We start from the raw sequence: 13,617 nt of genomic DNA on the forward strand, positions 1-13,617 counted from the left end.
CGCTCACTCCGGTCGCCCAGTGGTATGGGTAAAAGTGCGTACCGGCCTCGGGGATGAGCGTTAAGGGCACAACAAAAAAATCGGGGAGAACGGGGAGACTCAGTGCTAGGAATGTCCGCAATATCCGTGCGTCACTACGAGCGCATGCTCGACCTCGCGATCAAGGCGCTCCGGGAGCCGGATCCCGGCCGGCTGTGGCCGCCGGTGGCGACGGAATTACTCAGTGCCTGCGGGGGCGAGTTTCTTTTCTTGAAGCAGGACGAATTCCCGGAGCGGGACGAACGGTCGGGCGACGGGGGCCCGATCCGTTTCTGGACCGCCGACGGGGCCGCCGACCACCGGCTCGACGAGAACCTGCGCGACGGCATCCGCCGCAGCCAGCCCTTCGGGGACTACTTCGCCTCCTCCGGCGACCGGACCCCGCGGACCGCCGCCGAGATCCTCGGGGACAGTGCGTGGCACGGCAGCCGGACGGCGGAACTGCTGCGCGGCACCCTCGGCACGGACCACCTCCTGGTGCTGCCGCTGCCGGACGCCTCGGGGCCGCGCCGGTACTTCCTCATCTGCCGCTCGGGAGCCGACTTCACCGCGGCCCACCTCGCCTACGCGCGCCGTATCCAGCCGCTGCTCGTGGGCGTGGACGAGCAGGCCGAACTGCTCAGCCGGTGGCGGCGCGAGGCGGCGGCGGGACTGCCGGCCCAGCGGGCCGGGTCCGGCCGGGCGGCGAACCCGCCGGTCGCGCGTGCCGAGGCCGCCCCGGACCCCGAGGGGCAGGTCTTCGGCGACCTCACGCCGAGGGAGCTGACCGTTCTCACCCTGCTCGCCGATGCCCTCACCGCGGCGGTCATCGGCCGCCGCCTCGGCATCTCGGTGCACACCGTGCAGAAGCACATCCAGAGCATCTACCGGAAGCTCGGCACCCGGGACCGCGTCACCACCGTGCTGCGCGCGCAGACGCACGGCCTGATCCCCGCGCCCGCGGGGGCGCACGCGGGGGGTGGTACAGGGGGCGGGGCCCGGGGCTAGCCTGCGGTCATGTTCACGACGCGCCCCACGCTCCAGGGCACCTTCGGCATGGTGTCGTCCACCCACTGGCTCGCCTCGCAGTCCGCGATGGCCGTCCTGGAGGACGGCGGGAACGCCTACGACGCCGCCGTCGCGGCGGGCTTCGTGCTGCACGTGGTCGAGCCCCATCTGAACGGGCCCGCGGGCGAGGTGCCGATCGTTCTCGCGCCGGCGGGCGGCGGCGTACGTGTCCTGTGCGGTCAGGGCGTCGCGCCCGCCGACGCGAGCGCCGCCCACTACCGGGACACGCTCGGCCTCGGCCTGGTGCCCGGCACCGGGCCGCTCGCCGCCGCCGTGCCGGGCGCCTTCGACGCGTGGATGCTGCTCCTTCGCGACCACGGCACGAAGACGCTCGCCGAGGTCCTCACGTACGCCATCGGGTACGCCGAGGACGGGCACCCGCCCGTGGAACGCGTCACGGAGACCGTCGAGACGGTCAGGGAGCTGTTCGCGACGGACGGGACGGGATGGGCCTCGTCGGCGGAGGTGTACCTCCCCGGCGGCAGGCCGCCCGCGCCCGGCGAGCTGTTCCGCAATCCGCGCCTGGCCGCCACCTGGCGGCGCCTCATCGCCGAGGCCGAAGCCGCGGGCGGCGCCGACCGCGAAGCGCAGATCGACGCCGCCCGCGAGGTGTGGCGCACCGGCTTCATAGCCGAGGCGCTGGTGCGCCAGTCCGCGCGGCCCACCCTGGACACCAGCGGCGAGCACCACACGGGCACCCTCACGGCCGCCGACCTCGCGGGCTGGTCCGCGACGTACGAGGACCCGGTCACGTACGACTGGAACGGCTGGACCCTGTGCAAGGCGGGCCCCTGGAGCCAGGGCCCCACCCTCCTCCAGCAACTGGCCCTGCTCCCCGGCGAGGTGCCCGCCCCCGGCTCCGCCGCCTACACGCACCTGCTGATCGAGGGCTGCAAGCTCGCCATGGCGGACCGGGAGGCCTGGTACGGCGACGCCGCCGAAGTGCCGCTCGCCGCACTGCTCTCGGACAGCTACAACGCGCGGCGGCGCGAACTCATCGGCGAGAAGGCCTCGTTCGAGCTGCGGCCGGGGCGGCCGGGCGGGCGGGAGGCGCGGCTTTCCGCTCACGCGCGGGCTGTTGCCGCGGGGGAGGCCGGGGCGGGTGTGCCCGAGCGGGCGGTGGCCGTGGGGGCCGGGGAGCCGACGGTGGCGGGCGCGGGGTCGTCGACGGTCGCGGGAGCGGGGGAGCCGACGGTCGCGGCGGACGGTTCGACCCGGGGCGACACCTGTCACCTCGACGTCGTCGACCGCTGGGGCAACATGGTCGCGGCGACGCCGTCCGGCGGCTGGCTGCAGTCCAACCCCGTCGTGCCCGAGCTCGGCTTCCCGCTCGGCACCCGGCTGCAGATGGCCTGGCTGGACGAGGGGCTCCCCAACACGCTCACCCCGGGCCGCCGCCCCCGCACCACCCTGACGCCGTCCATCGCGCTCAGGGACGGCACACCGGTCATGGCCTTCGGCACCCCGGGCGGCGATCAGCAGGACCAGTGGCAGGTCCACTTCTTCCTGGCGGTGGCGCTGCGCGCGCCGGTACGCGGCGGACTCGACCTGCAGGGCGCCGTCGACGCCCCCAACTGGCACACCGAGTCCTTCCCGGAGTCGTTCTACCCGCGCGGGATGCGGCCCGGACGCGTGGTCGTCGAGTCCCGCATGGATCCGGAGGTCGTGGCGGAGCTGCGGCGGCGCGGCCACGACGTGACCGTGGGCGGCGCCTGGTCGGAGGGGCGGCTGTGCGCGGTGGCGCGGGATCCGCGGACCGGGGTGCTCTCGGCGGCGGCGAATCCGCGGGGGATGCAGGGGTACGCGGTGGGGCGGTGAGGGCTGGGGGCCGGTGGCGGGGGACCGGGGGCACAGGTTCCGGAGTGGCGGATTCCGGCGATCCGGGTGTCCCCTTTCATCCGGATTCCATCCGTTGTTCACCCCGCGAGTCCGCGATGTCAGTGGTACGTGCTCTCATGGAGGCATGATCGAAACACAGGCAATCAAGGAAAGCATCGACGACTTTCTCGCACGACAGACCGCTGACGTGGAGAGCGTGATCCGCAAGGCGGCCGCGGAAGAGATCAACCCCCGGTTCCGCCAGCTCGCCGAGGGCGACGTCGTCCAGAAGAGCGGCCCGCACGACCTGGTGACCGTCGCCGACCGCCTCGCGGAGGAGTTCCTGACGCGCGAGCTCACGGCACTGCTGCCCGGCTCGGTCGTCGTCGGCGAGGAAGCGGTGCACGCGGACCCGTCGAGGTACGAGGCGATATCGGGCCTTGCCCCCGTCTGGATCGTCGATCCCGTCGACGGGACACGCCAGTTCGTGCACGGAGACCCCGGTTTCTGCACCCTCGTCGCGCTCGCCCTGGACGGCGTGGTCCTCGCCTCCTGGACGTACGCACCCGCGCTCGACGAGTTCGCGATCGCGGTCCGCGGCAAGGGCGCCACGCTGAACGGCACGCCGCTGCGTGCGGGCACCCCCGAGCCCGGCCGCCCCCTGACGGTGGCCACGTCCCACCCGGACTTCACGACGGAGGACCAGAAGCGCGCCCTCCTCGGGGTGTACGGCGAGGGCTTCGCGCCGCGCCCGTGCGGCTCGGCGGGCCTGGAGTACCTGGCCATCGCCCGGGGTGCCCTCGACGCCGTCGCCTTCAGCTGGGAGCTGGCCTGGGACCACGCCGCGGGCCTGCTCCTGGTCGAGGAGGCGGGCGGCGCGCACGCCACCCGTGACGGCGTGCCGTTCGCCGTCACCGGGGGCAACGCCCTGCCGTTCACCGCGGCGCGGGACGAGGCCACGGCCCACCGGATCGCGGGGGCGCTCGCGGGCGCGGTCTGACCGCGCGCACTGCCACGGACGGCCGGGGCCCGGTTGTTGCCGGCGCCCCGGCATATCCTGTGCGGCACTGGCCATCGGCTGACGAAGGAGTCCGAAGGTGCCGTCGATGCTCGATGCCGTCGTCGTGGGGGCGGGACCGAACGGTCTGACCGCCGCCGTGGAGCTGGCCCGCCGCGGCTTCTCCGTGGCCGTGTTCGAGGCCGAGAGCACCGTCGGCGGCGGCGCCCGCACCGAGGAGCTGACCCTCCCCGGCTTCCGGCACGACCCGTGCTCGGCGGCGCACCCGCTGGGGGTGAACTCACCCGCGTTCCGCGCCATGCCTCTGGAGCGGTACGGCCTTCGGTGGCTGCACGCCGAGCTGCCCATGGCGCACCCGCTCCTCGACGGCCGCGCCGCCGTGCTCGCCCGCTCCGTCGCCGAGACGGCGGCCTCCTTCGGGCCGCGTGACGCCGGGGCGTACCGCAGGCTGGTCGAGCCCTTCCTGCCCCACTGGGACACCCTGGTGCGGGACTTCATGTCGCTGCCGCTGACCGCGCTGCCGCGCGACCCGGTGCTGCTCGCCCGCTTCGGGCTCGCTGGTCTGCCGCCGTCGACGTGGCTGATGCGGCGCTTCTCCGACGAGCCGGCGCGGGCGCTGTTCGCCGGGCTCGTCGCCCATGTCATCGCCCCGCTGAGCGGCCTCGCCACGGGCGCCGTCGGCATGGTCTTCGCGCTCGCCGCGCACGCCCGCGGCTGGCCCGTCGCGCGCGGCGGCTCGCAGTCGATCTCCGACGCCCTCGCCGCGTACCTCACGGACCTCGGCGGCATCATCCACACCGACTACACGGTCAAGCGGCTCGACGACCTGCCGCCCGCGCGGGCGTACGTCTTCGACACCTCGCCCACCGCGCTGGCCCGCATCGCGGGGCTCGGGCGGTACTACGACGGGTATCGGTACGGCGCGAGCGTCTTCAAGATCGACTACGCGCTCGACGGACCGGTGCCGTGGACGGCGCCGCAGGCCCGCGTCGCCGGTACGGTCCAGGTCGGCGCGAGCAGCCGCGAGATCGGCGCCGCGCTGCGGGCCGCGTCCCGCGAGGGCCGGGCGCCGGACGCGCCGTTTTTGATCTCGGTGCAGCCCGGCGTCGTCGACCCGACCCGTGCGCCCGACGGCAAGCAGGTCTTCTGGACGTACGGGCACGTGCCGAACGGCTGGCAGGGCGACCTCACCGACGCCGTCGAGCGCCAGCTCGAACGCTTCGCGCCCGGCTTCCGCGACCGCGTCCTCGCCCGCGCCACCGCGGGCCCGCCCCAGCTCGCCACCCGCAACGCCAACTACGTGGGCGGCGACATCGCCTGCGGCGCCGCCAGCGGCCTCCAACTCCTCCTCCGCCCCCGCCTCACCGCCTTCCCCTACCGCACCCGCCACCCGGCCGTCTTCCTCTGCTCCTCCGCGACCCCGCCGGGCCCCGGCGTGCACGGCATGTCCGGGCACAACGCGGCGAAGGCGGTGTGGAGACGGCTGCGGGAGGGGGCGTGAGGGCGGGTTGGGCTTGGGGCACCGCGTCTTCAGGGGCTGTGCTCCCGGGGGCAGCGCCCCTAGGGGCCACGTCTTCAGGGGCTGTGCTCCGGGGGACCGCGCCCCTAGGGACCGCATCTTCAGGGGCCGAGGGGACCACAGCCTCAGGAGCCGCAGCCCCAGGGACCGTGCTCCGGGAGACCGCGCTTCCAGGGGGCGCATCTCGGGGGATTGTGCCCCGGGGGATTGCGTGCCGGGCGACCGAGCTCTGGGGCCCGCGCCCCAGGGGACCGCATCCCGAGGGACCACACCCCCGAGGGACCGCATCCCGGGGGACCACACCCCCCTGGGACCACACCCCCGAGGGACCGCGCTCCAAGGGACCGCACCGCTGCGGACCGAGGCCCGAATGACCGTGCTCTTCCAGGAGGTGGACGCATGACCGCCCGCATCACCCTCGTCCAGGGGGACATCACCCGGCAGCGCGCCGACGCCCTCGTGAACGCGGCGAACTCCTCGCTGCTCGGCGGAGGCGGCGTCGACGGTGCCATCCACCGCCGTGGCGGCCCCGACATCCTCGCCGAGTGCCGCGCCCTGCGGGCCTCGCACCACGGCAAGGGGCTGCCCACGGGTCAGGCCGTGGCGACGACCGCCGGACGCCTGGACGCGGACCATGTCATCCACACGGTCGGGCCGGTGTGGTCGGCGACGGAGGACCGGTCGGCGCTGCTCGCCTCCTGCTACCGCGAGTCGCTGCGCGTCGCGGCCGACCTGGGCGCCCGCACGGTCGCCTTCCCGGCGATCTCCACGGGCGCGTACGGGTGGCCCCTCGCCGACGCCGCGCACATCGCCGTACGCGCCGTCCGCGAAGCCCTGACGGCGGCCCCGGGCCCGGCCCTCGCCCCGGACGAGGTCCGCTTCGTCCTGTTCGACGAGGCGGCGTACGAGGTGTTCGAGGAGGCCCTGGCCGCCACAGGTTGATGTCGCATTCTCGCCAGCCCCCGGGGTCGGGATACCGGATCCTTGAACCATGCAGACCGCTTCGCACACCACGTCCCGGACCCCGGAGGCCACGGCCACTCCCCGCATGGCCGCGGGCACGGGGCCGGAGAGCAGGGGCCCGGCGGGGCCGACCGGCGCCGACCGGTCCGGCCGTGACAGCGCCGGGCAGGCGGAGCCGCAGGCCATCGGCCGGACGGCGCCGCGCGGCACCCGCCCCACGGCACCGGAAGGCACCCGTCCAGCGGCGGCGCCGCAAGGCACCCGCTCGATGGGGCCGGAGAGCACTGGCTCGGCAGGGCGTGCCAGCACCCACCCGGCGGAGCCGGAAGGCACCCGCCCGGCGGCACCCGAGAGCACCCGCCCGGCGGGGCCCGTCGGCACCGGCCCGGCGGAGCCCCACCCCGCCGGGCAGGCGGAGCCGCAGGCCACCGGCCGGACGGCGTCGCGCCCCGCACGGCAGCCGGACCCGAGCCCAGGCCCCGGTCGAGCAGCCGCGCCCGCAGGGATGCATGGGGACTTCGACCGCTGTGTGCGTGCCGTGCAGTCCAAGGACGCCCGGTTCGACGGGTGGTTCTTCACCGCGGTGCTGACGACCCGGATCTACTGCCGGCCCAGTTGCCCCGTCGTGCCGCCCAAGCCCGAGAACATGACCTTCCACCCGAGCGCGGCCTCCTGCCAGCAGGCCGGCTTCCGGGCCTGCAAGCGCTGCCGCCCCGACAGCAGCCCCGGCTCGCCCGAGTGGAACGAGCGCGCCGACCTCGTCGCCCGCGCCATGCGGCTCATCGGCGACGGCGTCGTGGACCGCGAGGGCGTCCCCGGCCTCGCCACCCGCCTCGGCTACAGCACCCGCCAGGTCGAGCGGCAGCTTCTCGCCGAACTCGGCGCGGGCCCCCTCGCCCTCGCCCGCGCCCAGCGCGCCCAGACCGCCCGGCTGCTCATCGAGACGACCACCCTGCCCATGGCCCAGATCGCCTTCGGCGCGGGCTTCTCCTCGATCCGTGCGTTCAACGACACCGTCCGCGAGGTCTTCGCCCTCGCCCCCGGCGAACTCCGCACCCGGGCGGCCAAGCGGGGCGGGAGCAGGAGGAACCCACCCGCGTACACAACCCCGCCCGCCCCCGGCAGCACTCCCGCCGCAACCCCCGACAGCACCGCCGCCCCCACCCCCACCCTCGGCACCATCTCCCTCCGGCTCCCCTTCCGCGCCCCCCTCAACCCCGACAACCTCTTCGGGCACCTCGTCGCCACCGCCGTGCCGGGGGTGGAGGAGTGGCGCGACGGCGCGTACCGCCGCACGCTGCGGCTGCCCTACGGGCACGGCATCGTCGCGCTGACCCCGCATCCCGACCACATCGGCTGCCGCCTCACCCTCACCGACCCGCGCGACCTCACCCTCGCCATCAGCCGCTGCCGCCGCATGCTGGACCTGGACGCCGACCCGGTCGCCGTGGACGGGCTGCTCGCGGACGACCCGCTGCTCGCCCCGCTCGTCGCGAAGGCGCCGGGGCGGCGGGTGCCGCGCACCGTGGACGAGGACGAGTTCGCCGTGCGCGCAGTCCTCGGCCAGCAGGTGTCCACGGCCGCCGCCCGCACCCACGCCGCACGCCTTGTCACCGCCCACGGCGAACCCGTCGACGACCCGGAGGGCGGCCTCACCCACCTCTTCCCCGCACCGGAGGCCCTCGCCGCCCTCGACCCCGAGTCCCTCGCGCTGCCCCGCAGCCGCCGCACGACCCTCACCACACTGGTACGCCACCTCGCCGACGGCACGCTCCAACTGGGCGTCGAGAACGACTGGGAGCGGGCCCGCGCCCAGCTCACCGCCCTGCCGGGCTTCGGACCGTGGACGACGGAGGTCATCGCGATGCGGGCCCTCGGCGACCCGGACGCGTTCCTGCCCTCCGACCTCGGCATCCGGCGCGCCGCCCAGGCACTCGGCCTGCCGCACACCCCCGCCGCCCTCACCGCGCGCGCCGCGGCCTGGCGCCCCTGGCGCGCCTACGCCGTCCAGTACCTGTGGGCCACCGACGACCACGCCATCAACAACCTCCCCGCCTAAGGGCGTTCACCCCAGGGCATTCACCGTACGAAGGCGTCCACCATGCATCGTCAGCACACCGTCATCGACAGCCCCTACGGGCCGCTCACCCTCGTCGCCACCGACGGCACCCTCAGCGGCCTCTACATGACCGAGCAGCGTCACCGCCCCGCCGAGGAGACCTTCGGCGACCGCGACCCGGCGCCCTTCGGCCCGGCGATCGACCAGTTGGAGGCCTACTTCGCGGGCGCGCTCAAGGAGTTCGACGTGCCGCTGCGCCTGGACGGCACCCCGTTCCAGCGCTCGGTCTGGCAACAGCTCCTGGACATCCCGTACGGGCAGACCCGTACGTACGGCGAACTGGCCGAGGCCCTCGGCAAGCCCGCCGCGTCGCGCGCCGTCGGCCTCGCCAACGGCAAGAACCCCATCAGCGTCATCGTCCCCTGCCACCGCGTCATCGGCGCGGGCGGCAGCCTGACCGGATACGGCGGCGGCCTCGACCGCAAGAAGCGGCTCCTCGTCTTCGAGGGCGGCACCGGTCCGGAGAGCGAATCCACCCTGTTCTGACCCTGCCACCCTGTTCCTGCCCCGCCGCCCTGTTCCGGCCCCGCCGACGGCGTCGTCAGCCGACCCGGCGGCCGTTCTCCAGCTCCACGGCGCCCGTGCCCGCGTCCAGCGCGTCGAGCGCGGCAAGGACCCGGCGCGCGAGCGGCGCCGACAGGTACTCCGGCAGTTCCTCGCGGGTGGCGAGGCGCCAGGCGAGCAGTTCGTCCTCCTGGAGCCGGATCTCCTCGAACCGGTCGTCGGCGAGCACCCCGCCGTCGTACAGGAACGCCACCAGCGGAGGCCGAGACGCGGTGCCCGGCACCCAGTCCACGGCGAGCAGCCCGCCCGGCGCGACGTCCAGGCCGATCTCCTCGACGGTCTCGCGGCGGGCGCCCTGCCGGGGGCTCTCGCCCTCGTCCGACTCGACGGTGCCGCCCGGAAGGGCCCAGCCCTCGCGGTAGTTGGGCTGCACGAGCAGGACACGCCCGGCGCGGTCGCGGATGACGCTGGCGGCCCCGGCGAGGACGCGGGGCAGGCCCGCGATGTAGGTGGCGTAGTCGAGAGTGGTCACGGCAGGAAGCGTAACCTCCGGTGGATCACCCGCCGGGGCGCTTCGGTGAGGTGAGCAGGGCCTGGGTGGCGCGGGTGTCCGGATGGTCGCGCCCGAGCACGCGCAGGCGCGCGGCGTGTACGTCCGTGGCCACGGCGTACGCCTCCGCGTCGTGCCCCGACCCGCGCAGCGCGACGGCGAGTTCGTGCGCGCTGGCGAGCGTGTCCGGATGCTCGGCGCCGCGGACGAGGACGCGGCCGCTGTGCGCGAGGCGCGCCTGATCGGCGGCCTCCTCGTACCGGCGCAGCAGGATCAGCGCGACGGCCAGGTTGTGGCGGCACAGGAGCGTGCTGGGGTGGGCCGGGCCGCGGGTGGCCTCCCAGGACGACAGGACGCGGCGGTAGGCGGCGTACGACTCCTCGTGGCGGCCGAGCTGCCCGAGGACGAACGCGCACTGCTGCTGGGCGGTGAGAGTGTCGGGGTGCCGCGGCCCGAGGGCGCGGGCGCGGCGCTCGGCGGTGTCGGTGGAGAGGGCTAGCGCGTCGGGCTGCCTGCCCAACTGGGCGTGCAGGGAGGCCAGTTCGTAGACGCTTTCGAGGGTCTCCGGGTGGTCGGGGCCGAGCAGCAGCCGCTGGTTCTCGGCGATGTGGACCAGGTCCGCGAGGGCCTGCTCGGGGTGCCCGGCGCGGCCCACGGCCACGGCGTTGCGTGCTTCGACGACGAGTTGGGCCTGGCGGGTGGGCTCGATGGAGGGGGCGGTGACGGGGGGTGCTTCGGTGGGCGGGGGCAGCGGCGGGGTGGGCAGGAGGGTGAAGTGCGTGGCCTCGCCCGCGTGCCGCAGGACTCCCTGCCCTCCCAGGTGCCCCATGTCGACGGCGTCGATCACGAAGCCGAGGACGTCCGCGCTGTGCGCGATGAGGTCCGGGTCGAGGAACACGAGGTGCACGCCGAGTCCGTGGTGTACCTGGACCGGCCAGCTCCGCACCTCCTCGGCCGCCGACCGGCCGAGGACGGCGATCAGACGGGACTCCGCGGGCGGGGGCGCCCCGGCGTCCCGTGCCTCGTCGGCACGGGTCCGGCGGCGGCGCACTTCCAGGTAGAGGGCATGGGTCGCGTCGGGGGTGTGGGGCGCGAGGACGACATGGGGCAGACTCGCCGCCGTCCGCGGGCTCACACACCGGGTGGCCTCGCCGACCAGGACGATCTGTACGTCGGTGGGGGAGCGGTGGGTGCCGATGTCGCGGACGAGCGTCTCGAGTACCGCGGCCTGCTGGTCCGGGGTGCCCCGGATGCCGCCGTGCGGTCCCATGCTGTCGAAGTCCAGGACGAGTTCGGTTCTGATGTGCCCGGCGGTGACCGTCCGACCCACCCTCGCGCGGAGCGCGAGCCTCCCCACGCCGTCGCGGATGAACTCATCGAAGTGTGCGAAGACTTGGGCGGCCGAGGGCCTCACGTGCAGCAGCGGGCTGCCGCACAGGTTGAGCAGGTCGTGGTACGCGAGCGGCAGGCCCTGGCCCGCCACGGACGCCAGCACCTCGCCCAACTTGCTCACGTCGTGGGCGGCCCCGTCCGCGTGCTCCTCCACGCGCCACCCCGTCACGCACACGTCGCCGTCCGCGACCAGGATCCGCCGCGCCACCAGGTCGCCGTGGGCGATCCCCCGCGAGTGGGCCCACGCCAGCGCGCCCGCGAGGCGCCGCCCGAACCGGGCGAACTCCGCGGCGTCGTCGATGCGCCCCGACGCCGCCACGTGCCGCCCCAGGTCGGGCGCGGGACGGCCATCCGCCCAGGTGATGCCCGTCGCGATCCACGCCGGTTCCTCCGCCGGGTCGAGCGCGACCAGGAAGGGGGCCCGCTCACCGCCGAGGGAGCGCAGCGCCGCCGCCTGCCGGGGCAGCGACATCCGCGCGACCGACCCCGGCCGGGTCAGGCGCAGCGCCGCGACATCGCCCGTGCCGTCGAGCCGGCCGAGGAAGAGGCCGCTCGTCGTGCGCGCCGTGTCGTGCTGGGCGAACAGCCGCCACGGCCCCGCCCACCGCGGATTCCCGGACACCAGCGACCGCCAGTCCGACCCGGGCGCGTCGACGTACGCGGGAACGTCCTCGACCGCGACATCCTCGACCGGAACACCCTTGGCCGCGGCGGCCCCGGGCGCCGCGACGGGCCGACCGCCGCGCGCGGACGAAGCCGGAGCGCCGCCCACCCCCAGCCGCCGCAGCATCCGCTCGTCCACCCACCCGAACGGCCGCGCCCCCGCGTCGGCCCACTCCGTGCCCGCGGGATGCGCCATCCAGGCGGGGAAGTCCGCCGAACGGCCCGCGAGTTCGGCGAGCCGTCGGCTCACGGCGCGACCGGTGCGTACCAGCTCCGGCACCGGCGCCGCACTCAGCAGCAGCTCCCGCGCCTGGTCGTCGAAGTCGAACCCCCGGTGCTGCGGAGGGAGTTCGGCCGCAGAGCAGGTGCCGTCGGTACGATGCATCAGCCCGCTCAGGAACACCTCCGCGAGGTGACCCGTCGTCACATCCGGGCCCAGCGCACCCTGCGTGAGCCGCATCACCGGCACGGACAGCGGTGCGAGCGCGGCCAGTTGAGCGGCGAGGCGGTACGCCTGCGGGGACGCCGTGTCGCGGAACCGCAGCACCGCGTTCGCGGCGCCCTCGCCTGACGGACAGGACGGACGGGACGCCCCGGACGGAACGCCGGATGCCGCCGTACGCGGCCGCGCTCCCGCGTCCGTACGCGACGCGCGCGCCGCGACCGGGTCCGGCGCCGCAAGCAGCGGCAGCACCGCGCTGGTGCCCGGCGACGCGACCAGCGCGGCCCACGCGCCGACCGCGTCCGGCTCCGGCGCGAGGACCGGCACCGGGATGCCGTCGAACGCCGCGAGCTCCGGCGGCAGCACCGGATCGGCCACGTCCCAGGTGAGGTTGGGCGCGCCCCGGCGCCGCGTGGTGACCTGCCACCGTTCGGCGCGCAGCCCCGAGCCGTCCCACAGGTGCTCGGGCAGGGCGTGCAGCACGGCCGTCGGGCCGCAGCGCGCCCACTGCTTGAGGAGCGTACGCATCCGCCCGTCGCGCCAGGCCGCGCCGACGCCGTCGCTGACGACGAGGACGAGGGTGTTGCCGCCGGGGTCGGTGACGGTGGCGGGCGGCAGCACGGCCGTGCCGGGGCTGTAGGCGCGGCCGAGCAGGGGCGCGGCGGCGCTGCGGGTGTCAAGGCCGTGTACGCGCACGGTGCGGAACGCGCCGCTGCGTTCCAGCAGCAGCCGGGTCTCCGCGGCGAGCCGCTGCCACAGCAGCATGGACACGCCGTCGTCCACGAGCAGCGCCAGATCCAGCCAGCGCGCGCGGCCCGGCCGCAGCACGGCGTCCGCGAGCCCGCTCTCGGCGGCCGAGTCGGCGCTCGCGACCTCGTCCAGCTCCCACCGGCGGCGGTCGGGGCGGCTCTGCTTCAACGGGCGCAGCGCGCGCCCCAGTTGGAGCTGCCGGGCACCCAGGGCCTTCGCGCCGGGAGTGCGGACCGGCCGGACGCGTCCGGCCGCCGACGGGGCGACGCGCGGGGCGACGGCGCCCGCGTAGAGCGGGGTGGTGGCGATGCGGGCGGCCTGGGCGGGGGCGTCGTCCCGGTGCTGGGATGCGGCGTGCGGGCCGCGCGGCATCGAGTACGACGGGGCGGACGTCCGCGCGGCGTCTGCCGCCACACTCACCGTGCCGTGCAGGGTGCCATATGCGGCGGAGCCCTGCGCCGACCGCCGCTCGGCTTCGAAGTCCTCCGCTTCGTCCGCACAGGCCGCCTCGTCGCAGTCCTCGAAGTCCTCGAAGTCCGCGCAGTCTTCGACGTCCTCCGCCGAGTCCGCAGCCGGTGGCGCCGTCAGCCCCGTCGCCCGCGCGAGCGGCGCCGACGCGTCCGCGGGCAGCCGAGCCGCCAGCCACAGGGCGTCGACCAGCTCCTCACGGGAGAGCTCGACACCGCTCGCGGCGAGGGCGGAGAGGACGTCGTGGAGAGGGGAAGGAGCCCTGGCCGAGCCCTCCGCCCCGCCCTCGGCCGAGTCACCGGCCGCGTCCTCGGGCGGCCCCACC

The 13,617-nt window shown here is 75.4% G+C and carries 9 protein-coding genes; 7 read left to right on the top strand and 2 right to left on the bottom strand.

The genetic code is table 11. The features are described 5' to 3' along the window. Positions 1–111: 111 nt before the first annotated feature. From IEY91_RS03665 to IEY91_RS03695, 7 genes are all read left to right on the top strand, one after another. On the top strand, positions 112–1,026 hold the full coding sequence (locus IEY91_RS03665) for a helix-turn-helix transcriptional regulator (protein WP_164318787.1): 915 nt from the start codon (positions 112–114) through the stop codon (positions 1,024–1,026). A 9-nt stretch (positions 1,027–1,035) separates the two neighbouring features. Then, entirely contained in the window at positions 1,036–2,904 is a 1,869-nt protein-coding gene (locus IEY91_RS03670) for a gamma-glutamyltransferase family protein (protein WP_189172825.1), read from the top strand. 145 nt (positions 2,905–3,049) lie between these two features. Next, positions 3,050–3,904 (top strand): inositol monophosphatase family protein, encoded by an 855-nt coding sequence (locus IEY91_RS03675; RefSeq protein ID WP_189172826.1) that lies wholly within the window; start codon positions 3,050–3,052, stop codon positions 3,902–3,904. 106 nt (positions 3,905–4,010) lie between these two features. Next, positions 4,011–5,423: a phytoene desaturase family protein gene (locus tag IEY91_RS03680; RefSeq protein WP_164328056.1), complete on the top strand. Its 1,413-nt coding sequence runs from the start codon at positions 4,011–4,013 to the stop codon at positions 5,421–5,423. A 417-nt stretch (positions 5,424–5,840) separates the two neighbouring features. Further along, positions 5,841–6,383 (top strand): O-acetyl-ADP-ribose deacetylase, encoded by a 543-nt coding sequence (locus IEY91_RS03685; RefSeq protein WP_189172827.1) that lies wholly within the window; start codon positions 5,841–5,843, stop codon positions 6,381–6,383. A gap of 526 nt (positions 6,384–6,909) precedes the next feature. Next, the gene (locus tag IEY91_RS03690) at positions 6,910–8,463 is read left to right on the top strand and encodes an AlkA N-terminal domain-containing protein (RefSeq protein ID WP_189173121.1); all 1,554 of its coding nucleotides are present in this window, start codon (positions 6,910–6,912) and stop codon (positions 8,461–8,463) included. 42 nt (positions 8,464–8,505) lie between these two features. Beyond that, a complete protein-coding gene (locus IEY91_RS03695; protein ID WP_189172828.1) occupies positions 8,506–9,009 on the top strand; it encodes a methylated-DNA--[protein]-cysteine S-methyltransferase in 504 nt (167 codons plus the stop codon). 55 nt (positions 9,010–9,064) lie between these two features. Here IEY91_RS03695 and IEY91_RS03700 read toward each other — a convergent pair whose 3' ends face one another. Both IEY91_RS03700 and IEY91_RS03705 read right to left on the bottom strand, forming a co-directional pair. Further along, positions 9,065–9,559: an NUDIX domain-containing protein gene (locus IEY91_RS03700; protein ID WP_189172829.1), complete on the bottom strand. Its 495-nt coding sequence runs from the start codon at positions 9,557–9,559 to the stop codon at positions 9,065–9,067. Positions 9,560–9,584: 25 nt separating this feature from the next. Further along, positions 9,585–13,616 (bottom strand): SAV_2336 N-terminal domain-related protein, encoded by a 4,032-nt coding sequence (locus tag IEY91_RS03705; protein WP_189172830.1) that lies wholly within the window; start codon positions 13,614–13,616, stop codon positions 9,585–9,587. Between the last annotated feature and the right edge of the window lies 1 nt (position 13,617).

The sequence above is a fragment of the Streptomyces lasiicapitis genome, assembly GCF_014646335.1.
Classification (GTDB): Bacteria; Actinomycetota; Actinomycetes; order Streptomycetales; family Streptomycetaceae; genus Streptomyces; species Streptomyces lasiicapitis.

Coding starts and splice junctions, on each gene's coding strand:
- IEY91_RS03665 (WP_164318787.1), top strand. CDS start 112: ATGTCCGCAATATCCGTGCGTCACTACGAGCGCATGCTCGACCTCGCG.
- IEY91_RS03670 (WP_189172825.1), top strand. CDS start 1,036: ATGTTCACGACGCGCCCCACGCTCCAGGGCACCTTCGGCATGGTGTCG.
- IEY91_RS03675 (WP_189172826.1), top strand. CDS start 3,050: ATGATCGAAACACAGGCAATCAAGGAAAGCATCGACGACTTTCTCGCA.
- IEY91_RS03680 (WP_164328056.1), top strand. CDS start 4,011: ATGCTCGATGCCGTCGTCGTGGGGGCGGGACCGAACGGTCTGACCGCC.
- IEY91_RS03685 (WP_189172827.1), top strand. CDS start 5,841: ATGACCGCCCGCATCACCCTCGTCCAGGGGGACATCACCCGGCAGCGC.
- IEY91_RS03690 (WP_189173121.1), top strand. CDS start 6,910: ATGCATGGGGACTTCGACCGCTGTGTGCGTGCCGTGCAGTCCAAGGAC.
- IEY91_RS03695 (WP_189172828.1), top strand. CDS start 8,506: ATGCATCGTCAGCACACCGTCATCGACAGCCCCTACGGGCCGCTCACC.